Below are 21,074 nucleotides of genomic sequence, written 5' to 3'. Positions count from 1 at the left end.
CGGTAAGGGGTAGTTGGTAGTGGGCAATTGGTAATTGTTAAGGGGTAATATCAAATCTGTTAGCATCGGAATCATTCCTATCTCTCTACTCTATATCTGCGTGAATCAGCGTCAATCCCTTGTCCGGGGCGGTTAATACATTCTCTGTTTTTAACCGCAGATACAGGCAGATAAACAGAGATTAACGCAGATTAATTAGATCAATTCCGGTTGCACCATCGGGAATTGTTGACGGTTGACTATTCCGATGCAACCGGGTTTGATAGAATGGGTATTTGGTAATTGGTAATGAGGGCATCAAGACGGACATTCTAATTAAAATCTGTGGACTGCCCCCTATTACCTATTACCAATTAACAATTACCAATTAACACTCAACCTTCATTCTTGGGTGGTACTGAAGGATTGAGTTCGTTGGCTTTAAAAACAACTTCTTTGGCGACTCCAGGATCTCCTAGTTGTTCGGCTTGTCCGTTATTAACAGCAACCATTACCCCGCCGGCGTTACCTGCTACCACTACTAATTGCTTTTGAGCCCCCCAGGTGCGAACAGTCCCGGTCGGCAAAGTTCCCTCAAACTCTGTTTTACCATCGACTTCAACCTGCATCCACGATTCGGCTTTAAAAGTGACGCTAACCATTACTGGTTTATTGCCAGATTTATTTAAATTTTGACCGGTTCTTACTGCTTCGACAGCCTCGTAACTATCCGGTTTCTGATTTTGTGAGGAACTCGATGCCTCAGCAGCTAAACGAGCTTGTTCTTGCTGCCCAAGCGCTTGTTCTTCGGCTCCCGCACCGTTTTTTGCGGTAACAGAACCGCTCATCAACTGAGATAAGACATTGACCGAACAGATAATTAGAAATGTGTAAAAGAGGTAGAGGTGCATCGGCCGCAACTGAGGCCCATCTTGCCAAGATAGCTTGGTTCTCGATCGGGGCGCCGGTTCGATCGGGAAAAATTCGGCAAACTGATTTCCGTCCAAACCCATGGCTTCAGCGTAGCGCTTGATCAAACCCTGAGTGTAGACTGGTTCGGGAAGTTGGTCGAGTTGACCGTCCTCGATTGCTTGTAGCAGATTCCGCCGAATCATTGTTACCACGGCTACTTTGTCCAAACAAATCGACTGCTGTTCGCGGTACTGACGGAGTTGATTTCCAATTTCCGCTAGCTTCTTCTGAGCTGTTTCTGGCTCTTGGGAGTGCAGTTTCTGCTTAGTTGTTTTGAAGAATAAAAACAATAAATTCTTTGTCATATGCTGTGCTCCTGGGAATTTACTGGCACGCTTATTGATGTTAGGTTGACTAGATTCCATAAATAAATAATTTCCGCATCTTCTAGGGGTCGGCAGCAGCCTGGTGGCAATATTGGCGAACCAGGCCGCTGCAATTGAATCGGGCCAATGGCTGTGCGGTGCAGGCGCACCACGGGATATCCCAAGAGCTCGGCTGTTCGCCGAATCTGTCGGTTTCTGCCTTCTGATAGAATGACTTCTAACAGAGTTTGGTCTTGCGCGCGTTCTAGAACTTTAATTTTCGCGGGCAAAGTTTTTCTGCCGGACAAGATGATGCCCTGACGCCACGCTTCCAGTATGGGTTCCGGGGGATCGCCACTCACCCAAACCTGATAAGTTTTGGCGATCGAGTGACGCGGATGGGTCAAACAAAATGTCAGCTTACCATCATTGGTAAGTAAGAGGGCGCCGGTGGAATCTGCATCTAAGCGTCCTACGGGGTGGATGCCTTGACCGGAGCGCAGTTGGGGTGGCAGCAAGTCGAGAACTTTCGATCGGGCCCTGGGATCGCTGCAAGTAGAAACTACGCCTGCCGGTTTGTTGAGCAACAGATAGACCTTTGCGGGTCGATCCGTTGGTTTCACCGGGACTCCATCGACTTGGATAAGATCGCGATCGGGATTCGCTTTTTCTCCTAAGCGAACAATATTGCCATTAACTCGGACTCGTCCAGCTACAATCATCTGTTCTGCAAGACGGCGAGAGGCAATGCCCCACTGGGCGAGGATTTTTTGCAGCCTTTCATCAGACATGACGGGAGTGTGGAAATCCCCAACGAGCGAACGGTGGGGAGGAAACACGACACGGTTAATTGATTAACCGTACTAGCAATGCTCAATTCCTGATTGGGAATAAATTATAATGCTGACCAATTATTACAGGACGCCCGGCGTGGCAAAGATTGTCCTTGTGCCCGGTGCAGATTGTCCTGATGGCATTACCCTGAATGCTGTGCAAAAACTACGAGGAAAAGACTCGCGGCAGGCACAGGTTTGCACCGTTGGTTTGCGGCTGGTTTGAAAGGTGTGGGTCTGACCCGACCATAAACCAACACTACCATAAATCCCGTACTGCTGGTTAAATTTATACGCTCGATCGCGAATTTTTCATCGGGATCGCACAACTCGTGAACTACCCCAATATCCCAAGGGGGGAAAGGTGAGAATTTTTCTGCTTCTGGCCTTGCTGATGCCAGATTTCTGCTTGGTTTTGCAGTTAATCGGACTTGTGTACATCAACCCGGTTTCTAAGGAAAATCAGAGGTTGACAGCGGTATATCTGTGCATAAACCGGGTTTTTGAGGCCGGATGTGCAAGTTCTAGTTAAATTTCTGTGCTTGAATATTAAGGTTTATCTTCTGAAATTGTTTATGACTGTCGATCGAAACTCTCTTCAATTTGACAATAGAGATGGGGCTGCTGGGTCTGGTGGGACTGTTAATCTGGGCGAGGAACCGGGGAAACCTTCGCCGAGTCAAGGCAGCCGGATCGCGAGCGCGGTGCTGTCTCCGGCGGTGCAGTTGTGGCTGCGATCGCAAGTTCAGCAGGTGGACGAGTTGAAGGTGAAAATTGAGGGGAGCGATCGACAAATCTTCAGCGGTGCGATCCCCAAAGTCACGGCTGCAGCTCGCGGTGCTGTGTATAAAGGACTACACCTAACAGAAGTTGCCATAGAGGGCTGTGGGATTCGCATCAACCTCGGTCAAGCTCTCAAAGGCCAACCGCTGCGCCTCCTGGAATCCGTTCCCGTGACAGGGGTTTTGAGGCTCAGCCAAGCGGATTTGAATGCGTCACTGAAAGCGCCTTTGCTTGCTGATGCTTTGAGCGAATTTTTGCTGCCAATGCTGCCACTGGCAGATAGGGAAAAGTCGCTGAAGTTGCAAAATTCGCAGATTATAATTGAGGCGGGTTTGTTGACGCTTTCGGCTGCAATTTTGCGCGCTGGCGGTAGGCAAATTCCTTTTGTATTGCGGACGGGTTTGCGGATAGCCAGCGGTCGCGAATTGATGTTTGAATCACCAGAAATCGAAATAGATGGAGAATTAAAGAGCAGTGATTTCAATGGTTTTAAAATTGATTTTGGGCCGGAAGTTGAGATAGAAGAGTTGATCTTGAGTCCGGGGGAGATTGTTTGTCGGGGAGGAATTAGAGTTTTGCCTTAGTTAATTAACAGTTGACAGTTGACAGTTGACAGTTGACAGTTGACTTTAACCTGCGTCCTCGGCAAAGCCTGGGAATATATACCGAATTCCCAATTCCCCATGCCCAATTCCCCATGCCCAATTCCCCATGCCCAATTCCCCATGCCCAATTACCGATTAATTAAAAAAGAGTCGATCGCAGGCAACAGTAAAGTCACAAAATAGTAGACTAAGGGCGCGGTAAAAACATAACTGTCCGTGCGATCGAGAATGCCGCCGTGACCGGGGATCAACTGCCCCGAATCCTTAACGCCGGCGTCTCGCTTCATCATCGACTCAGTTAAATCTCCCAACAGGCTAGCAACCCCAATCAACAAGCCAAAAGCAGCCCCAGTATACGGCCACCCCGGCCAGTGTAAATACCAAGACCCAGCGGCTGCCACGGCGATGCTGCCGCAAACTCCAAACACGGCACCTTCAACGGTTTTTTTAGGGCTGATGTGGGATAGGCTAGTGCGCCCGAAGAATTTGCCGACAAAATAAGCCCCAATGTCAGCGGCCCAGATGCAGAAGAAAGCCAGCAGCAGCGAAGTCAATCCTAAAGATATGTGGCTGGAATTTGTCCAAGACGGGGACGGGTAAATGTTAATCGGCAAATTGCTTGCTACTGCTTGCGAAAGTTGGGTTGTAGCAAGATTGCCTGGGTCGAGGCCGACTCGCAGCCGTACCCAATAGCTGGGCAAATAACCGCCGTAGAACAATCCTAAAACTGAGGAGGCAATATCGGCGATCGTCGATAATTTAGGTTGGAATAACAGGTAGAAACAGATTAAGGTTCCCGCTAAGGGGAACATGGCATCTACGAGTTCCGGTGCTAGGGCGGCAGTAATTAATAGCCCTTGACTGACGGCTAAGGTAGTTTTGGCAGCGGGTGCAATACCTTTAGCCCTGGCTAATTGAAAATATTCCAATTGGCCTAGGTAGACGATGACTCCAAAGCCGACGGTGAAGTACCATCCGCCCATAATAATCATTCCCAAAGCAAGGGCGATCGCAACTATTCCACTCAGGATACGAGACCAAGGCATAAAATGAATTTCTCTTGCAGACGGCGGATCATTCGATGTTGGATTTTGGATGTTGGATTTTGGATTTGAGATTTTGGATTTTTCTAGAGCACGAGTTGATCCCTTGCACAACTAACCCCCATCCCCATCGGTCATCCAATATCTCAAGTCAGGCGGTCAATCCAGCGATGGTGGCCCCTATTCTTAAGTATGAAGGTTAAGTGAACTTAAAAAAGATTAAGAATTACAGAATTAATTCGTGTATCCGTGTCAAAATTCGTGTCGTGCCTTCTTCTTCCTTCTAATCCAGCTTTTCGCCGCTGAGAATAAATATGGGATTGACGGCGGCAAAGGTTTGACTGAGGCCGCGAGTCTCCAAGCGGTTGACGGCGGACTGGACTACTTCGATGTTGCGGACTTGTAACTCGGCGAAGCCTTCGGAAAGGGCGTAAAGATTTTCTAAATTCGAGGCTGTGGCGACCACTCTACCGTGGGGTTGCAAGTAGTGCCAGACTTCTTGGAGAATGGCTTTAATGGGGCGACCTCCTTCGATGCAGACTCGGTGGGGGGGTTGGGGCAGCTTTTCCAGGCATTCCGGGGCACTGCCTTCTATGACTTCTACGTTGTCGAGATCGAATCGATCGCAATTTCTGCGAATCAAGCTTGCTACTTCTTCGTCCCTTTCGACGGCGATAATCCGACCTTTGGGACACAGCAAACCTGTTTCTACGGCGATCGTACCAGTACCTGCACCGATGTCCCACACGACTGAATCTGCTTGCAGCCGCAGGTGGGAGATTAACAGCAGTCGGACTTCTCGCTTACTCATGGGAATTCCCGGTAAACGTTCAAATAAGTCATCCGGGATGCCTGGAGTGACGTAGGGCCAAAGCATAGTTATATTTTTGATTTTTGATTTTTGATTGAAGCAAGACGGCAGTTGGAACTCGCGGAAGAAGTAGAAATTCTCCCAATTTCCCCCAAGCCTTAATATTTACTGTCGCACAACCTTGAGAGTTTGGAGGTTTCTATCGCTACAACCTGTGATTTTTCCGCCGGCGGCAAGGATTTGTTGCAGGTAGTCAATGGCTGCTGGGGTAATGATTTCACCGGGCATCAGGACTGGTATTCCTGGGGGGTAGGGACAGATGAGTTCGGCGCACAGGCGATCGACTGCTTTGTCTGCGGGTACTGTTTCCGCTGGAAAAAAGAAAGCCTCACGGGGGGAGAGGAGAGGGGGAGAGAGGGAGAGAGGGAGAGTGGGAGAGTGGGCCAATCTTCCCTCAGACATCGGACTTCTTCTCTCGGACTTCTTCTTTCGGACTTCTTCCTTCTTCCTGACATTCGTTACATCCGTTACATCTTGTACAGTGCTCGTTGCCGAACTTCCTTCTTCCTTCTGACTTCTTCCTTCTAAAAAAGTACAAGCTTTAACTAAATTGTCAATATCTGATTCTGTATTTCCCAAGCTGATAATAAATGTTAGATGTTGCGGCATTGGTAATTCTGCGGTGACGCCGAGTTGAGAGTGCAGAATATCATCGGCGGCAAATCCTGTGATTCCTAAATCTGATACTTTTACTGTTAGCCTGGTGCGGTCTAATGCTGCAAAACCCGGTGTGTTTAACGGTTCTAAAACTGATAAGCCGGGAATTTGACTGATGCGCGATCGCGCTTTTTCTGCTAGCTGTAAAGTCTGCGCCATTAACTCTTTGCCGTGGAGTGCTAATTGTTGGCGGGCTGCGTCTAGGGATGCTAATAATAAGTAGCTGGGACTGGTAGATTGTACTAGCTGCAATGCTTTATTTATTTTTTGGATATCTATGCGATCGCCCTTGACGTGCAGCATCGATGCTTGTGTCATTGCACCGAGGGTTTTGTGGATTGATTGTACTGTTAAATCGGCACCTGCTGATAGTGCTGGTTCTGGCAAGTTTGGATGAAAGTTAAAGTGCGCGCCGTGGGCTTCGTCTACTAATAACGGTATGTTGTATTGATGGGTAATTTGGGCGATCGCCCGCAAATCCCCACAGACGCCGTGATAGGTTGGGTAAACCATCATTACTGCTTTGGCGTCGGGATGTTGTTCTAATGCTGCGGCTGTGGCTTCTGGGGTGATGCTGTTGGCAATATCCCATTCCGGGTTGTACTCTGGATTGACAAAAATCGGAATTGCACCGGATAAAATCAAACCTGAAATCGCCGAGGAGTGGATATTTCGAGGCAAGATAATTTTATCTCCTGGGCCGCAAGTTGCTAAGATGGCGGCGATAATTCCGCAAGTCGAACCGTTAGCCAAAAACCGAGTTGAGTGAGCTCCAAAAGCTTCGGCGGCTAATTCTTGAGCTTCGGCAATTGCACCTTCTGGGTTAAAGAGATTATCTAATTCCGGCAATTCCGGCAAATCCGAGCGAAATACTGCTGCACCGAATAAGTCAATTAGGGGTTGAGAGATTCCTTGTCCGCGTTTGTGTCCGGGGGCGTAGAATGGGGCGTGCGGGTGATTTGTGCGATCGCGCAAGGCATCTAATAGAGGCGTTTGTTGTTGAGAGTTTGCTGGTGACACGCTTAATCCTGATTTGATTATTGGGAATTATAGCAACCGCCGAGGTTTCATATCACATCCGGTAGCATCGGAATTAATATTACCGACAGCTAGGACACCGCGCAGTGCCGTTTCCCTACAATTAATCGCGGTATGGAAACGGCACTGCCCTGTCCTCTATATCATGTCTGAATGCAACCGAAAACGATTTATTTTGTTACAACTTGCAGATAATTGAGCGCCATTGATTGAAATATCCGTGCCAGTGGTAGCAAAGGTACTTGCTCTTTAAGCATTTGTCGGCTGCGGGAAGATGGATAAATACAGTACGAGCAAAACAGGAGATGCAGAGGCTTGAATGATTTTTATGGTTATTGGGAGGAAAACCTACTATTTTAATAGTAATAAATTAACATAAAAATCTTCTAATTTTTAGTTGAGTTTTGAATTAGCCAAAGGGTCAGCTTGCGACTGACCCTCAGTCGGGGTGACAACCTGTACTTTTGGCTAGGTATAAAACTGAACTAAAAGCTAGAACCCTTGTTCTTGTAGTTTGTTAATCTCAATTCAGTGAGTTCTGCGAGGAGCTATGTGGCATTTGGATAGGCCACAAGTTCTCAGTGAACAGAGTGAAGAGTCAAATAAGATAACGATTAATTATGACTAATAGATCAATAACTAAAAATAAGTGGGCATTGCTAATTGGCATCAACAAGTACCCAAACTACCCACAAAATAAACAACTTTTTGGTTGCCTAAATGATGTCGAGCTTATGAAAGAAATTCTGCAAACAAAGTTTAGTTTTCCCGAAATACAAATTAGTCAATTGTTAGACGAACAAGCGACCCGCGATGGGATTTTAACTGCTTTAGAGACTCTAGTTAATCAAGTCAGCCACAACGACATTGTGGTGATTCACTATAGCGGACATGGTTCTTCGATCACTGACCGTGAGGGAGATAAACCAGATGGTATGGATGAAACGATCGTACCTTACGATAGTGGACGCGCCCCTCATAAAAATCGGGACATTACAGATGATGAACTTTATGCTTGGTTGCTTCAACTGAGTGAAAAAACTCCGTACATCACCCTAATTTTTGATTCCTGTCACTCAGGCGGTATTGTTCGTGATACCTTTGGTGCGGCTGTGCGTTCAGTAGAACCTGACACTCGCTCTATTAAAGACCTTCCTCCATCGCCTATTGCTGCAAATCAGGTTAGAGGAACAACGCGCGAGATTGGTGCTAGTGGCTGGTTGCCGATGAGTCAGCGATATGTCCTGATAGCGGGTTGTAATGCTAAGGAAAGCTCTTATGAATACTTAGAGCGGCAACAGAATACTTCCGTTACTCACGGTGCTTTAACGTATTTTTTATGCAAAGAATTACGCTTTGCTCAGTCAGGAATGACCTATCGCGATGTTTTTGAACGTGCTAGTACCGCAGTCACAGTATATGAGGCTCGACAGCATCCGCAGATGGAAGGAGCGCGGGATAGGGAGTTATTCAACATTCAGGAAATCCAACCGATGCGTTTTGTATCGGTTAAGCAGCGTAAAAACAACCAAGTTACTTTGGCAGCAGGTGCGGCTCTCGGCTTAACTGTAGGCTCTCAATGGGCTATTTATCCTTCTGGAATTCATCATATCGCTCACAAAACTCCCAAACTGGGTCAGGTGAAAATTACCTCTGTTCGAGCATTAACTTCTGATGCCAAGATTATTAAAGAAAGTCAGACTAATAGAATTATCCCAGGAAGTCGCGCTGTAGAAGAAGCTCATTTCTATGGGGAAATGCGTCTCAAAGTTGAATTTAAAGCCGAAACTGACTATCAAGAAGCTGTTAATGAGATGGTTGATTTGATTTCTCAGTCACCCTTGTTACGCCAGACTCAAAATGGTGAAGTTGCTGATGCCCGAATTTATATAATCGCTCCCCGACAAAAGGTGACTCCCGACGATCCAGTACCTCAACTGCAAATGATTGAGCAGCCAATTTGGGCAGTGGTGGGGCAAGATGGTCAACTCCTGATGCCAACTCGCGCTTTGACTGAAGCTGAGGCGACAGTGATACTCAGAGAAAACTTAGAAAAAATTGCCCGTTATCGATTTGCATTAGCGCTGAAAAATCCCAATCCTGAAAGCTGCCTGAAGGATAAAATAGAGTTTATCCTCAAGCGAAAGACATCTGATGGAAATTGGAGAGAAGCTAAACCAGAAGATGATAGAGGTCAAATTGTCTTTCGAGAGGGCGACATCTTAAAGTTTGAGATTGTTAACCATTATCAACACCCCGTTTTTATCAGCATTCTCGACTTTGGTTTAACCTATGGAGTGAATCCTCTTTATCCTGTTACAGGGGCAAATCAACAATTTGAACCGAGTAAAAGGGTGGATATTGGTTTACGTCAAGGTGAACAGATACAACTTTACTTACCTGATAATTTTCCCTTTGTGTCATTTTATGAGCAGGATTCAATAGCGGGTGGCACTGAAATTTTCAAGGTTTTTGCGACAACTTACCCAACGGATTTTGGTGCTCTGGTACAGGGAGGCGTGCGAACCGGAGACAGCCTTTTAGAAGATTTATTAGCTACGGCATTGACAGGTAAAGGCGATCGGGATGGCCGACCTGTTACCGTTCCACCGGATGAGGATTGGACAACTGTAGAACGTTCTTTTTTTCTACAACGCAAGTCTTAGTAAAGTTTAACTCGAATTGGGTTAACTGATTTAGCTGATTGTTTAGCTTTGAGGTAAAAACCATGAAAAAGATTTTGTTCTTAGCAGCTAATCCTGTAAAGACAGACGACTTGGAATTAGATCAGGAAGCGAAGGAAATAAAAAAAGCATTAGGAGGGCATAAAATGGGAGATGATTTTCAATTAATTACGGAATGGGCAGTAAGCATTGATGACTTGCGGAATGCTTTATTGTATGAAAAGCCACAAATTGTACATTTTTCGGGACATGGTATAAAGAATAACGGTCTTCCTGTAGATAATAACTTGGGAGATATGCAGCCTCAAAGAGATGCTGTAATATTGCAAGGGCAACCTGGGGGTATAGTTTTGCAAGATGACTCAGGAAATGCCCAACCAGTCCGTACAGATGCACTAGCAAAGTTATTCTCTTTATGTAAAGCGAAGATTGAGTGTGTCCTGCTCAATGCTTGTTATTCCGAAGAACAAGCAGAAGCGATTTTTAAGCACATTGATTCTGTAATTGGAATGCAATTTTCTATCCGAGATAATGCAGCGATTAAATTTTCTAAAGGGTTTTATGATGCGATTAGTGCTGGCTATAACTATGAAGTTGCTTTTGAAATTGGCAAAAATAATATTGCATTGCATAACATTCCTCAAGATTTAGTTCCTATTATCAAATTTCGTCCAAGTTCTATTTCACATAATTCTAATAATAAAGAACTCACTCAAGATGACATTGAAATATTTACAGATATTTTGATCCGTAGTGGACGTGCAGAACATTCAGCAAGACGACCCTTATGTATAAAAATTGGAATTGATCCTAATGAACTTGGCTTTTTAAGGCAATCAACGGATGCTAATTTTGCTTTAGAGCTCATTACCGATTTGCATAGTCGAGATGATAGACTAACTCTTTTTAAACTATGCAAGGAACTTGAACCTTTCTTTAAAAGAGGCAAGTATGCGCCTTGTTTGGAAAATCTTCAACAAAAATTAAATTGTCAATAGTGTTGAAAACCGGAGTATAATTTTATGTCTTCAAATTTTTTAGAGCCATCTGAAGTAGATATATTGGTAGATTTATTACGTCGTAGTCAACGAGCAAAAGCACGAGAAGCACTATGTAGGAAGATTGGAATTAAAACCGAGCACCTTCACTTTTTAAGAGAGGGTTCAGATGATGATTTTCTAACACAGTTAATTGGTTATTTAGATGACATTGGCAATCAAGAAGCTATCTGTAATCTTTGTTGTAAAGAACTATTACCTATTTTTCGTAAAAGCAGAGAAGCTGATAGATTAGCCACAATTATCTCGAAGATTGATTGTTGTTGTAATTCTGAATATCAATTTCAGGGAACTCCATTTAAATCAGGGCAAGAATCTCTACCTAAACCCAAGGAAAAATTACCCAAAATGATACTGATATCCACTGCTGCTATTATCTCATCAAGTTTAATAGTTGGAATCAAATGGGCAGGGGAACACTCGAAACACGATCCGATAGCTATTCCCGCTCACAGCACCTCTCAAAGAAGTACCTATCCAAATACTTGTGAAAATATCTCTATTAATGAGGATGTACTTTCAGCCCAATGCCGAAAATTCGACGGTAGTTTAAACTCAACAAGCATTAAACTTGAAGGAATTGAAAATATAAATGGAATTCTTGAATTTCACGGATTGGGCAAAGCTAGCACCTATCAAAACACTTGTGAAAATATATCTATTAAGGGGGATGTACTTTCAGCACAATGCCAAAAAGTAGACAAAAGTTTCCAATCAACCAGCATTAAGATTAAAGGAATTGAAAATAACTTGGGAAATTTGCAATATTATTAAAAAACCTATGAACTTTAACGTGATTTTATGGTGCAAAAATTATCCCACCCAGAAAAAATTACATTAATAGACTTACTAAAACGTACCCCATACCCAGTCAAGACAGATGCGAGAACATCACTATGCTCAAAAATAGATGTTGACCATAAGAATTTACCAATGGATGGATCTGCTGATGATTTTTCTACAAATTTGATTCAGCGATTAATCGACCAAGATAATCAAGAAGGACTTTGTAGACTTTGCGAAGTTTTAGAAGAAGAAAAATTGGGTTCAAATCAGAAGAAACAGTTAGAAGAAATTAAACGACAACTTAATTGTCCTAAAAAAAAATCTAAAACAAATTATTTTCCTGTTAATAACGCCTCTCCTCCAACACTTAATAAACTTTTAGTGATTGGAGGTGTAGGAGGAGTAGTATTATTATTTATTTTCGGAGGAATAGGAAAGGATATCAATACTACTCCCACCCCTGCTCCTAGTAATTCTCCTCTACTAAAAAGTGATGATTGTAACGAACGGTTAGACCGCAATAACCCTGATAGGATTTATTTTGGTCACACCAAGGGGGTTAACACTGACGCTGCAACTTCATGGTGTTCACAGGAATACAATGTTAGATGTCGAAAAGTAGCACCTAGTGAGCCGCCAGATCGGAAATTTGGCGTCGCTGAGGGGCAGTGTTATTATACTAAATAAATCTAAAATTAAAGATCATTTTTTATTTTAGTTGATTTACAAAAAACGATATAATTTTAGTCTTTATCGAGAGTCATTTTCTAAAAAGCGGTCTATATAATTCTTAAAATACAGACCGCTCTATTAATGGGTAAGAACAGTGGCAGCAATCCAACTGTGGTATCTTGGTAGCCTAAAAAACTGTCCAATCTTCCCCTAAAAACAAAGCTCTCTCAGCGTTCCGCCGCCTTGTCAATCCTGGTAATTCTTGACCCCCTGCCTTATTCCATCGCGGGAATTGGTCAGCCGCACCATGAAAATCTCCTTGATTTAAAAGTTTTAACAAAGTTGACTCAAACAGAGAACCAGCACCGAGATTAAAAGTAAAAGACACTAACGCAGAAAATTGATTATCATTGATAGAAACTTGCACAGCCTTAGACACATACCCTTCAAATTCTGCTAAATCTTTTCTCAGCAATTCTTCCGCCTGTACTTCCGTAATTGTCATACCCTCATATACGCCTTGGATATGTCCGTACCCAATTGTCCAAATGTCAACGGGGTCAAGATACGCATCCAAATACAAACCTTCAAACGATTTAATCAAATCCAACCCATCTTGGTTGATGGTCATCCCTCCGCGAGCGGCTATTTCCATAACTTGAGGAGGAATTTTATCGGGAGCTGCAATGGTAAATGTTTTAGCTAATGTGAATCGCAAAGCTTTTGAGAGCAATTTCACTTGTCCTTCGGTGGCAGTTACTTTTACTGCGACCTCGCCTTCCATTTCATAAATACTCCCATCAGGGAAGATTTCCAGCACCCGTTCCATCGTGATTTCTCCTTACTTTTTGGATTTAATATTTCAATTCAACCGTGAACCATAAGCTCTATAATTAATTCACTGGCTGTTGTGCAAAACTGTTTGCTGTTGGCGATTCTTTGCCGTTAAATGTATCTGTCTCTTCAGGCAGATTTTCTTTCCAAATTTCGCAGACCGTTTCCGATGTAGTTTCGGCAACCGTAGAAGTTGCCGAAACCAGTGTTTTGATAATCAATACCGCAACAATCATGGCGATCGAAAAAGGTAAATTGAGTTGACTTGCTAAAGCCGGGGCTAAAAATGCCGCTGCTTTCTCAGAGTTTTCTTTGTAGCTGGCCTGAATTTTGGCTATCAGTTCTGGGTCTAACAGTTCGCCGCACATCAATTCATAGGATTTGATATTGAATTTATTAAAGAATTGATCGCCAAATTTCAAAGCAAGACTATCTGAACTAAAACCTCTGGGAGTTGCGTTTAAATCCTCTTCCAGACTCTCAATAGAAGCAGAACGTGCGGTTGTATCTTGCCCTATTTCTTGAACCAGAATCCCAAGCTGTGCCTTGAGAGTATCTTCATCAAGGTCTAACAATTTTTGCGCTACTTCATCAATTTGCGTCATAACTTTAGGGAAGTTGTTGTGACAGACTACAAGGTGAAAGAAAGGGCGGGTTGAGAAGAGCGATCGTTTTGATACTATCAATCTAGGAGACCCGACCCTACAAATATCAATGCTTACTTAGGGAACGGGAAAATGACACCAACTCTCGCCACCCACATCCCAAACAGCTCGAAGGTCGGAATAAGTGTAGCGAACATCTCCACCGCTAGCGTTCTTGTCATATCCACCCTGATAACCTAGCCATTTGCCATTGGGATCGTTGCAGATCCAAACCCCCTCTGCATCGTCATAACCTTTGATGACAATGATATGACCATTTGTAAAATAACCGTGAATGACAACAGGATTACCTTTGGCTAAATGCTGTTTTATTTCCTGTTCAGAGGTGACATTTTTGAAGTAAGTATTCTGAAGTTTTCCATTGCCATATTTTTGACCCCACTCCCGAAGAAGCCGCTGAAGATAACTGGGGATGTGTCGCGTACAAGTGCCGTCTGCGAGAGGATAACCCTCCTTTTCATCCCACTCTTCTGTTTTTCGGAAAAGCACATCTTCAAGCTGTACGTCGTTTTTAATATCTTCTTGCGTTCGAGAATCCACCTCATAATACTTGAGAACCATTGCTATGCAAGTGACATTACAAGCCCCTGAAGGACGTTTTAAATTATTGAGCTGAGAGTGGTAAGGAACTTTTAAATCAACTTTCGGCGGCAGTACCGGCGGGTACTGTTGAGCAACTGACTCGCCTCGCGGAACAGCCGTTAATGAGATTTCAACATCATCGCCAAAACAGTAATATTGTTTTGGGGCTGTTTCTGGTGAACGAATATCAAATTCATCCAGGAAAACCCGAATATACTTACCTTGCAAATTAGGGGTGTACGCACTGATAAAAATTTCCTCTCCGGCTTTGTAGTTGAGGATTTGATCGGGAGATAATAGTGATGTGTCGAGTGGGCGAGCTTTCAGCACCGAATTGTCTTTAAAACGCAATGTATATTCTAGGGTGTTCATTCTTTACCTCGTGGACTGGTAAGATGTTAGGTTCAATCGTAAGAGAGCAATCCCCAAAAAGTTCCTAGCTTTTAGTTGAGTCTTAAATTAGCCAAAAGGCCAGCTCCCAACTGGCCAAAAGTACAGGATATAACCTGTACTTTTCGCTAGGTGTCCTGCCAAACCACAGGCGGGCAAGGCTTTTCGGAGGGCGATCGATTCCGCGATTTTAGATTTTAGATTTTAGATTTTAGAATTGCTCCCACGGGCTGTAGAGCTCGCACGTGATGAGTACGCTATGCTTTTTTCAAGGGTTCACGGCCTGTACCGGGGGGCTGTGACCAAATTGCTTTCGGTCAGGATAAAAAATCAAATACAGATAAATCCGGTTGCTTTCGTCTACTCCAAAAAGCTGATTAAAAATGGTGCAAAATATCAACTTTAATAAATTTTCACTATTTAGATAGATGCCGTATTTTTAGTTTTTTATCTACGCTAATTGTATCGAGTTATTAATAGAATTGTCGTGATTTTTCCCAACCCTACTCCATTTCCCGGCCCGCAGATTCCCAGCACCGAACCGGGGCTGCCGACTATACCCGCATCGCCACCAGTGCCGGGCCCCGTTCCCGAACCCATTCCCGGGCCAGTACCGGAACCGGTACCTGCGCCAATTCCGCAGCCCATTCCCGAACCGGTGCCGGAAACTGTACCCTCTCCCATTCCTCAAACAGTTCCGGGGCCGATTCCTCAGACAATCCCTGAACCTGTTTAAATTATGTTTTAGTCGATCGCGAAATTTAAGATTGTTTGTGAGGTCGATCGCAAAAACCGGTTTCTCCCAAGTCCCCAATCATTTTGTTGAATATCAGACTTGAAAAAACTCGGTTTTTGCCTAAATTATCGATTAATTGAAGTTGAGCGCAGTCTCTTTACAAAGGTCAACAGCCTCCAAATCAGTGGATTTGCCGTCAAGGTATTCGGCCCTGACATCAAAAATACAGCCCGCCTCCGACCCACCGTAGTCAGCTCGATTCCACTCAAAATCTGCCTTTTCCCGATCGGCAATGGGGGCATCTAGCTCGTTTTCTCCCCAAGTATCCTTATCGGGAGGAGACATATAGACTGCTGTCATCGTCTTACCGCTGTTGTTAACCACCGAAATTTTGACCATCTGAGCGAAAACGCTAGCTGCTGTCAGCCCTAACAGGGGCAGCGACAGCCCCACAGCGAGCGTTACTTTGCTTAACAACTTGTTAACCATGGAGCCATCTACCTCAAGTTCGATATTTACTCAAGCTTAGCTGTAGAAGTTAGAAGGGACAAGTCAGATATATTGCTATTGCTTATGATATTTTGAAACAGTGATATGTTTCTAAATAGCTATGCTTACTGCCGGAATTGTCGGACTGCCTAATGTTGGCAAATCTACTTTGTTTAATGCTCTGGTTGCTAATGCCAAGGCGACTGCTGCTAATTTTCCTTTCTGTACGATCGAGCCAAATACGGGTATCGTGGCAGTGCCAGACGAACGGTTGAAGGTGCTGAGCAATATTTCCAATTCCGTGCAAACTGTGCCGACGCGGATGGAGTTTGTGGATATTGCGGGTTTGGTGAAGGGGGCGAGTCAGGGAGAAGGACTGGGAAATCAGTTTTTGTCTCACATTCGGGCTGTAGATGCGATCGTCCACGTTGTCCGCTGTTTTGAGAATGACGATATCATTCACGTTGCGGGTTCTGTCGATCCGATCCGAGATATTGACATTATCAATCTCGAATTAATTCTAGCAGATTTAGCTCAAATTGAACGCCGACTCGATCGCACTCGCAAGCTTGCCCGCAACAACAAGGAAGCTCAGGCAGAAGTGGATGTGCTCGAAAAATTGGTCGGTGTTTTGAATGCGGGAAAACCGGCGCGGCAGTACAATTTCACAGATGAAGAAGCTGAATTAGTTAAAGGTTTGGAATTACTCACCAACAAACCAATTATCTATGCTGCTAACGTGTCTGAGGACGATTTAGCAACAGGAAATAGCTATGTCGAACAAGTGCGGGAAGTAGCAGCTAAAGAAAATGCTAAGGTTGTCATAGTTTCGGCGCAAGTTGAGTCAGAATTGGTGGAGTTATCCGAGGAAGAACGAACGGATTTCCTAGAATCTCTGGGGGTAAAAGAAGGGGGCTTGAAATCTCTGATTCGAGCTACTTACGAATTATTGGGTTTGCGGACTTATTTTACTAGCGGCCCGAAGGAAACTCGCGCTTGGACAATTATCGCGGGAATGTTAGCACCGCAAGCTGCGGGGGTTATTCACTCTGATTTTGAACGGGGTTTCATCCGGGCCGAAACTGTGAGTTATGAAGATTTGGTTGCTACGGGCGCGATGAATGCAGCTAAGGAAAAAGGCTTAGTTCGCAGTGAAGGAAAAGAGTATGTTGTACAAGAGGGGGATGTGCTGTTGTTCCGATTTAATGTTTAGCTTTTTTAAGGAGATGAACACATGGATATCGTTTCGCTGGCAATTGCTTGGCTGGTAACTTCGGTGAGCTTTTTTATTATTTCCAAGTTGCCCATCGGGGTGGACATTGACACTTTTGGAAAAGCGATGATTTCGGCGGCGGTTTTTGGATTGCTGAATGCTTTGGTGCGGCCGCTTTTTGTGGTTTTGGGTTTTCCATTGGTGTTGGTAACTTTTGGTTTGTGGATAATTGTTATCAACGCTATTATCTTTGGATTGGCGGCTTGGCTAGTGGATGGATTTCGCTTGCGGTGGGGAATTTGGAGTGCTTTGCTGGGTGCTATAGCCCTCGGTTTTATCAACTCTTTGCTTTATGAGCTGTTGCGGACTCTGCCTAGTGTAAGATAGAGAAAGGTAACGCGCTGGGCGGAAGAAAGGGGCGGGTTTATTCATCTTGTTAGTTATCGCAAATATTTCAGGTGAAACCCGCCCCTAATGCAAATATTTTAGGTTTAATTCCCCCATATCAGGTATGTATTTTTTAGTATTGGTTGAGTTTTTAGCCTTCGCAGTAGTCGATAAATTGCTCTGGAACTAGGCGCAATTCACCCGATCGAAAGCGCTCGATAGGCATCCAAAGTGCGGTAAATACCCACTCTCCGTCTGCAAAAGCTAGACTCTCCAATTGATAAAATTTGGGATCGACAAATTCGCACTGATAAAGTTGTATTAGTTCGTGTCCGGCCTGACCATTAAAAATAAAAAAATTTTCCAAACAAGCCAAATATTTGATATTTGTTAACTCGGCTTTAATTTCTTCTTGAAACTCTCTTTGCAAAGCGTCGATGCTGTGTTCTCCGAATTCTATGCCACCGCCCAGAGCGCGGTAAAATGTGTCTTTTTTGACCGGATCTTCGCATTCTGACACGAAAATGCGATCGCCCGATTGAATTAATCCTAAAACAATTACGCGAACTTTACCTTTTTGCATAATTAGTCATCAGTCATTAGTGATCAATCCTTAACAGGTTCCTAGGCTATGTCTAGGAATCAATGTCCAGAGGCTCTACCTCGCTTTCGCAGCAGCAAAATAGGAGGCACAGCCTCCGGATATGTGTTACCAGGCAGAGCGTAGTAACGAGTAGAAGCCGCCCCTAATGAGTAATCACTAATCACTAATTATCAGCAGCAAAAGTCTCTCGACGGCGACTGGTGTCAACGGGCCAGTTTCTATTTTCCCCGCCAATAATCAGTTTTTCAATCGTCACAAATTCTTTGCTGAGTTGCTGGAAAACATTAATCAAAACATCGAGGCCAATCGCATCGCTAGTACCCAAATCAAACCAGCAGCGAGCCCAAGAACCTTGATACTCCATTTCTCCCATATTGTGCATCAAAGCCATCATGCTTTGGTCGGCTAGATTAACATCGTAATTCATCTGACTGATATCTAAGCCTTCATCTTGAACTTGCAAATTTTCGGCATTAAATCCTCCGAGTTTTCCCAAGAAAAACCAAGAGTCAAAAACTTCTTCAACATACTGTTTTTCACCGTTTGAAGGCACGTTGCTGAACTTCAGCCAAATCCAGAGGTCAAAGGGGTTAAACTCGCGAAACTCTACTTGCATCAATTTTTTCAAAGAAAGGGAATGGAATTGCAGGAATTGGATTGCAGGAGAGAGGAAAATTGGGAGAGAGGGAGACAGGGAAAATTTTCCTCCTGACTCCTGACTTCTGACTTCCCCTCTGACTCTTTTTATAGTGGTGGTAAGGCTGCCGGCCCCCAGACTCCATCTGCATCTCTGATTTTATCGCGCATCGGGTCGCAGGCGCGAGATTGGCTGTCGAGACGGTTACGGGTTCTGCACTGCTGAAAGAAGATGTCGGCTACTAAACTGCGCGGCAGTTGGTCGGGTTTTGCTAAGGCTGCGTCGAAGTTTTTGCGGGCTTCCTCAAGTAAGGTTTTGTTGCCGTCTTTCCCCTGGGATTGGGAAAACAAAATTTGTGCTTTTAGATAGAGAACTTCGGGATTGTTTGGCGTTTCTGCTAGGGATTTGTTCGCAAATTCTAAAGCGCGATCGTACTTTTTCAAGTCTCGATAGCCTACTGCCATGCCGCGATAAGCTAAATAGCGGGGAGAGGCTTTTTGTTCGAGTCTTTGAATTGCTTCGTTGGGGTTGGAAAAGGGCAGGTTTGTGGCTAGCATTAAGTCCATGTAGCCTTTGATTAGGTTTAGTTCTGGGTCGTTGGGGGCTATTTTGTCGGCGGCATCTAGGTATTGAAATACTACTCGCAATTTACTCAAAGCTTGGGGCGCGCCTTTGGCGGTTCCTTCTTTGGCTATAATGTTCGCCCCTTCTAGAAAGTGACCTGCTGCTGTGTAAATATTGCCGCGCAATGGATTAGTTTTTGCCAATTTTTCGCCTACTTCGCGGGTTTTTTGCGCGTAGGAATTCATCGAGTTTAAGTCCTCCTCGATGTATGAGATGGAGGCTGCCATTGCATAGGCTAGCGGCTCGTTTGGTTCGGCTGATAGTGCTTGTTGAATTTGAGTTTTTGCTTGTTTGTAGTTTCCTTGCTGAAACATTGTTTTGAAAGCGGTTTCGGTGTTGGGCCCGATCGCCTGCGGGTTGCTGCTGCGAAAGGGATCGCCCGCTAATGCCGAGTTAATGCAGATGCTGAGGGCGATCGCCAGTGCAGGAGCGATCGCCCGCACTGTCTGTTTAGAACTTAACATTTGCTTGCCAAGCGATGCTAAAGGGGTTTTCGTCATCGTCAATTCTCTCAATGTAATATACTGTATACTAGAAACAAGAGAGTTAAATTTTCAGACTTTCGGGCCGCGACCAAAAAAAGAGTGCAATTTGCTTGATTTTTTATGGTTTTTGAGGTACATTTTAATAATGTAAGTGTGACTTTTAATAGATTAAAGGACAGATTTTCATTATTAAAATATACCATGAAAAAACAGAAAAATCAAACACCAATCATGAAAAAAAGGAAATTTTTGTTAAGATTTATGTAAAATAATTGTGTGCCATCGACCCACCCAAAAACAGCCTTAACTATCAATAGCACAACCAGAAGTTCCCCGCTCCAACAATAACTATTTTTCTGATTGTTCACTGTTGAGTGTTAACAACTGCCAACTGCCAACTGCCAACTAACAACTGCCGTTAATGCTTTATCTAAAAAACTTAGTATATCATCCCACCGCCTGTCCGAATCCTATTCTGAAAAATATTAACTTAGAACTGCCCTCGCAGCAAATGGGGCTGATTGTGGGTCGCAGCGGTTCTGGCAAAAGTACGCTATTAGAAATATTAGCAGGTTTAGCGGAAAAAACTAGCGGCGACATCCGTTGGCGGGAACAGGAATTAACACCGGAACACTTGCAACAGTTAGGAGGTTTAGTGTTCCAGTTTCCAGAAAGACATTTTTGCGGTGGCACAATTTTAGAAGAATTACGGTTGGGTCATCCTGAATTGGGACAAGAACAAATTAACTCAGCAATGGCAGAAGTGGGACTAGGACATTTGCCGCTGCGCGCTTCTCCCCACGCTTTGAGCGGCGGACAACAGCGGAGGGTAGCCCTGGCGGTGCAGCTAATTCGGCAGCCGCATTTGCTACTTTTGGACGAACCGACGGCGGGTTTGGATTGGTCGATGCGTCGGCAGTTGGTAAGCTTGTTGAGTAAGTTGAAAAGTCACTGGACTTTGTTGATTGTAACTCACGATGCTAGCGATTTGTTGAGCGTTGCTGACCGATTTTGGACTTTAGACCACGGGGATTTGCAGGAGGTCGATCGGTCTAAATTGGAAGCTAAGGAAACGAGTTTTGTTAGTCATTAGTCATTAGTTAGTGCGGGCGGGCTTACCGCATTATGAAGCATTTTTAAGT

The 21,074-nt window shown here is 44.3% G+C and carries 23 protein-coding genes; 9 read left to right on the top strand and 14 right to left on the bottom strand.

Going from position 1 to position 21,074, the window contains the following annotated elements; genetic code table 11:
- Positions 1-374 precede the first annotated feature (374 nt).
- Together QUA25_RS13130 and QUA25_RS13125 are read right to left on the bottom strand one after the other, a co-directional pair.
- Positions 375-1,256 carry a RodZ domain-containing protein gene (locus tag QUA25_RS13130; RefSeq protein WP_333038392.1) on the bottom strand — a complete coding sequence of 294 codons (882 nt, stop codon included), beginning with the start codon at positions 1,254-1,256 and terminating at the stop codon, positions 375-377.
- Complete coding sequence (locus QUA25_RS13125) at positions 1,253-2,047, bottom strand: pseudouridine synthase (protein WP_333038391.1); 795 nt, start codon at positions 2,045-2,047, stop codon at positions 1,253-1,255. Before QUA25_RS13125 ends, QUA25_RS13130 begins: the two co-directional genes overlap by 4 nt.
- 109 nt (positions 2,048-2,156) lie before the next feature.
- Between QUA25_RS13125 and QUA25_RS13120 the strand changes: the two genes are divergently transcribed.
- Both QUA25_RS13120 and QUA25_RS13115 read left to right on the top strand, forming a co-directional pair.
- Complete coding sequence (locus QUA25_RS13120) at positions 2,157-2,315, top strand: hypothetical protein (RefSeq protein ID WP_333038389.1); 159 nt, start codon at positions 2,157-2,159, stop codon at positions 2,313-2,315.
- A gap of 349 nt (positions 2,316-2,664) precedes the next feature.
- Positions 2,665-3,456: a DUF2993 domain-containing protein gene (locus QUA25_RS13115; RefSeq protein ID WP_333038387.1), complete on the top strand. Its 792-nt coding sequence runs from the start codon at positions 2,665-2,667 to the stop codon at positions 3,454-3,456.
- Here the strand turns inward: QUA25_RS13115 and QUA25_RS13110 are convergent.
- The 4 genes from QUA25_RS13110 to QUA25_RS13095 all read right to left on the bottom strand — a co-directional run bounded on the left by QUA25_RS13110 (position 3,453) and on the right by QUA25_RS13095 (position 7,068).
- A complete protein-coding gene (locus QUA25_RS13110) occupies positions 3,453-3,599 on the bottom strand; it encodes a hypothetical protein (RefSeq protein WP_333038384.1) in 147 nt (48 codons plus the stop codon). The two genes, QUA25_RS13115 and QUA25_RS13110, sit on opposite strands and share 4 nt — an antisense overlap.
- Before the next feature lie 6 nt (positions 3,600-3,605).
- Positions 3,606-4,523, bottom strand: a complete 918-nt coding sequence (locus QUA25_RS13105) for a phosphatidate cytidylyltransferase (RefSeq protein WP_333038381.1) — start codon at positions 4,521-4,523, stop codon at positions 3,606-3,608.
- 280 nt (positions 4,524-4,803) lie between these two features.
- Positions 4,804-5,397, bottom strand: a complete 594-nt coding sequence (cbiT, locus tag QUA25_RS13100; protein WP_333038379.1) for a precorrin-6Y C5,15-methyltransferase subunit CbiT — start codon at positions 5,395-5,397, stop codon at positions 4,804-4,806.
- A 99-nt stretch (positions 5,398-5,496) separates the two neighbouring features.
- Positions 5,497-7,068, bottom strand: a complete 1,572-nt coding sequence (locus QUA25_RS13095; protein ID WP_333038378.1) for an aminotransferase class I/II-fold pyridoxal phosphate-dependent enzyme — start codon at positions 7,066-7,068, stop codon at positions 5,497-5,499.
- 638 nt (positions 7,069-7,706) lie between these two features.
- Between QUA25_RS13095 and QUA25_RS13090 the strand changes: the two genes are divergently transcribed.
- From QUA25_RS13090 to QUA25_RS13075, 4 genes are all read left to right on the top strand, one after another.
- Positions 7,707-9,752 (top strand): caspase family protein, encoded by a 2,046-nt coding sequence (locus QUA25_RS13090; protein WP_333038376.1) that lies wholly within the window; start codon positions 7,707-7,709, stop codon positions 9,750-9,752.
- A 62-nt stretch (positions 9,753-9,814) separates the two neighbouring features.
- Positions 9,815-10,768, top strand: coding sequence for a CHAT domain-containing protein (locus tag QUA25_RS13085; RefSeq protein ID WP_333038374.1), 954 nt, complete (start codon positions 9,815-9,817; stop codon positions 10,766-10,768).
- A gap of 24 nt (positions 10,769-10,792) precedes the next feature.
- The gene (locus QUA25_RS13080; protein WP_333038373.1) at positions 10,793-11,602 is read left to right on the top strand and encodes a mannose-binding lectin; all 810 of its coding nucleotides are present in this window, start codon (positions 10,793-10,795) and stop codon (positions 11,600-11,602) included.
- Positions 11,603-11,629: 27 nt separating this feature from the next.
- On the top strand, positions 11,630-12,301 hold the full coding sequence (locus QUA25_RS13075; protein WP_333038372.1) for a hypothetical protein: 672 nt from the start codon (positions 11,630-11,632) through the stop codon (positions 12,299-12,301).
- 172 nt (positions 12,302-12,473) lie between these two features.
- Here the strand turns inward: QUA25_RS13075 and QUA25_RS13070 are convergent, their stop codons facing one another.
- The 5 genes from QUA25_RS13070 to QUA25_RS13050 all read right to left on the bottom strand — a co-directional run bounded on the left by QUA25_RS13070 (position 12,474) and on the right by QUA25_RS13050 (position 15,982).
- A complete protein-coding gene (locus QUA25_RS13070) occupies positions 12,474-13,115 on the bottom strand; it encodes a lysozyme (RefSeq protein ID WP_333038370.1) in 642 nt (213 codons plus the stop codon).
- A gap of 64 nt (positions 13,116-13,179) precedes the next feature.
- Positions 13,180-13,725 (bottom strand): hypothetical protein, encoded by a 546-nt coding sequence (locus QUA25_RS13065; RefSeq protein ID WP_333038369.1) that lies wholly within the window; start codon positions 13,723-13,725, stop codon positions 13,180-13,182.
- Between the two features lie 117 nt (positions 13,726-13,842).
- Entirely contained in the window at positions 13,843-14,739 is an 897-nt protein-coding gene (locus QUA25_RS13060; RefSeq protein ID WP_333038367.1) for a C39 family peptidase, read from the bottom strand.
- Between the two features lie 474 nt (positions 14,740-15,213).
- The gene (locus tag QUA25_RS13055) at positions 15,214-15,441 is read right to left on the bottom strand and encodes a hypothetical protein (protein WP_333038366.1); all 228 of its coding nucleotides are present in this window, start codon (positions 15,439-15,441) and stop codon (positions 15,214-15,216) included.
- 184 nt (positions 15,442-15,625) lie between these two features.
- Positions 15,626-15,982, bottom strand: a complete 357-nt coding sequence (locus tag QUA25_RS13050) for a hypothetical protein (RefSeq protein ID WP_333038364.1) — start codon at positions 15,980-15,982, stop codon at positions 15,626-15,628.
- Between the two features lie 121 nt (positions 15,983-16,103).
- Here QUA25_RS13050 and ychF point away from each other — a divergent pair, with 121 nt between their 5' ends.
- Together ychF and QUA25_RS13040 are read left to right on the top strand one after the other, a co-directional pair.
- Positions 16,104-17,195: a redox-regulated ATPase YchF gene (ychF, locus tag QUA25_RS13045; RefSeq protein WP_333038362.1), complete on the top strand. Its 1,092-nt coding sequence runs from the start codon at positions 16,104-16,106 to the stop codon at positions 17,193-17,195.
- A gap of 21 nt (positions 17,196-17,216) precedes the next feature.
- Positions 17,217-17,582: a phage holin family protein gene (locus QUA25_RS13040; RefSeq protein ID WP_333030414.1), complete on the top strand. Its 366-nt coding sequence runs from the start codon at positions 17,217-17,219 to the stop codon at positions 17,580-17,582.
- Positions 17,583-17,733: 151 nt separating this feature from the next.
- Here QUA25_RS13040 and QUA25_RS13035 read toward each other — a convergent pair whose 3' ends face one another.
- From QUA25_RS13035 to QUA25_RS13025, 3 genes are all read right to left on the bottom strand, one after another.
- Entirely contained in the window at positions 17,734-18,165 is a 432-nt protein-coding gene (locus tag QUA25_RS13035; protein ID WP_333038360.1) for an NUDIX hydrolase, read from the bottom strand.
- Between the two features lie 184 nt (positions 18,166-18,349).
- Positions 18,350-18,802, bottom strand: a complete 453-nt coding sequence (locus QUA25_RS13030) for a DUF3531 family protein (RefSeq protein ID WP_333038358.1) — start codon at positions 18,800-18,802, stop codon at positions 18,350-18,352.
- Between the two features lie 128 nt (positions 18,803-18,930).
- Positions 18,931-19,947, bottom strand: a complete 1,017-nt coding sequence (locus tag QUA25_RS13025; RefSeq protein WP_333038355.1) for a Sll0314/Alr1548 family TPR repeat-containing protein — start codon at positions 19,945-19,947, stop codon at positions 18,931-18,933.
- A 406-nt stretch (positions 19,948-20,353) separates the two neighbouring features.
- Here QUA25_RS13025 and QUA25_RS13020 point away from each other — a divergent pair, with 406 nt between their 5' ends.
- Positions 20,354-21,025 carry an energy-coupling factor ABC transporter ATP-binding protein gene (locus tag QUA25_RS13020; protein ID WP_333038351.1) on the top strand — a complete coding sequence of 224 codons (672 nt, stop codon included), beginning with the start codon at positions 20,354-20,356 and terminating at the stop codon, positions 21,023-21,025.
- The last annotated feature ends 49 nt before the right edge of the window (positions 21,026-21,074 follow it).

The organism is Microcoleus sp. Pol17C6 (genome assembly GCF_036701145.1).
In the GTDB taxonomy this organism is placed as follows: domain Bacteria; phylum Cyanobacteriota; class Cyanobacteriia; order Cyanobacteriales; family Microcoleaceae; genus Microcoleus.
Note: the sequence above shows the minus strand (reverse complement) of the source record. Positions and strands in the feature narration are given on the sequence as shown.

Bases quoted from the DNA above. Each gene is read 5' to 3' on its own strand.
- QUA25_RS13130 (WP_333038392.1), bottom strand. From the start codon at position 1,256: ATGACAAAGAATTTATTGTTTTTATTCTTCAAAACAACTAAGCAGAAA.
- QUA25_RS13125 (WP_333038391.1), bottom strand. From the start codon at position 2,047: ATGTCTGATGAAAGGCTGCAAAAAATCCTCGCCCAGTGGGGCATTGCC.
- QUA25_RS13120 (WP_333038389.1), top strand. From the start codon at position 2,157: ATGCTGACCAATTATTACAGGACGCCCGGCGTGGCAAAGATTGTCCTT.
- QUA25_RS13115 (WP_333038387.1), top strand. From the start codon at position 2,665: ATGACTGTCGATCGAAACTCTCTTCAATTTGACAATAGAGATGGGGCT.
- QUA25_RS13110 (WP_333038384.1), bottom strand. From the start codon at position 3,599: ATGGGGAATTGGGCATGGGGAATTGGGCATGGGGAATTGGGCATGGGG.
- QUA25_RS13105 (WP_333038381.1), bottom strand. From the start codon at position 4,523: ATGCCTTGGTCTCGTATCCTGAGTGGAATAGTTGCGATCGCCCTTGCT.
- cbiT (WP_333038379.1), bottom strand. From the start codon at position 5,397: ATGCTTTGGCCCTACGTCACTCCAGGCATCCCGGATGACTTATTTGAA.
- QUA25_RS13090 (WP_333038376.1), top strand. From the start codon at position 7,707: ATGACTAATAGATCAATAACTAAAAATAAGTGGGCATTGCTAATTGGC.
- QUA25_RS13085 (WP_333038374.1), top strand. From the start codon at position 9,815: ATGAAAAAGATTTTGTTCTTAGCAGCTAATCCTGTAAAGACAGACGAC.
- QUA25_RS13080 (WP_333038373.1), top strand. From the start codon at position 10,793: ATGTCTTCAAATTTTTTAGAGCCATCTGAAGTAGATATATTGGTAGAT.
- QUA25_RS13075 (WP_333038372.1), top strand. From the start codon at position 11,630: ATGGTGCAAAAATTATCCCACCCAGAAAAAATTACATTAATAGACTTA.
- QUA25_RS13070 (WP_333038370.1), bottom strand. From the start codon at position 13,115: ATGGAACGGGTGCTGGAAATCTTCCCTGATGGGAGTATTTATGAAATG.
- QUA25_RS13065 (WP_333038369.1), bottom strand. From the start codon at position 13,725: ATGACGCAAATTGATGAAGTAGCGCAAAAATTGTTAGACCTTGATGAA.
- QUA25_RS13060 (WP_333038367.1), bottom strand. From the start codon at position 14,739: ATGAACACCCTAGAATATACATTGCGTTTTAAAGACAATTCGGTGCTG.
- QUA25_RS13055 (WP_333038366.1), bottom strand. From the start codon at position 15,441: ATGGGAGAGGGTACAGTTTCCGGCACCGGTTCGGGAATGGGCTGCGGA.
- QUA25_RS13050 (WP_333038364.1), bottom strand. From the start codon at position 15,982: ATGGTTAACAAGTTGTTAAGCAAAGTAACGCTCGCTGTGGGGCTGTCG.
- ychF (WP_333038362.1), top strand. From the start codon at position 16,104: ATGCTTACTGCCGGAATTGTCGGACTGCCTAATGTTGGCAAATCTACT.
- QUA25_RS13040 (WP_333030414.1), top strand. From the start codon at position 17,217: ATGGATATCGTTTCGCTGGCAATTGCTTGGCTGGTAACTTCGGTGAGC.
- QUA25_RS13035 (WP_333038360.1), bottom strand. From the start codon at position 18,165: ATGCAAAAAGGTAAAGTTCGCGTAATTGTTTTAGGATTAATTCAATCG.
- QUA25_RS13030 (WP_333038358.1), bottom strand. From the start codon at position 18,802: ATGCAAGTAGAGTTTCGCGAGTTTAACCCCTTTGACCTCTGGATTTGG.
- QUA25_RS13025 (WP_333038355.1), bottom strand. From the start codon at position 19,947: ATGACGAAAACCCCTTTAGCATCGCTTGGCAAGCAAATGTTAAGTTCT.
- QUA25_RS13020 (WP_333038351.1), top strand. From the start codon at position 20,354: ATGCTTTATCTAAAAAACTTAGTATATCATCCCACCGCCTGTCCGAAT.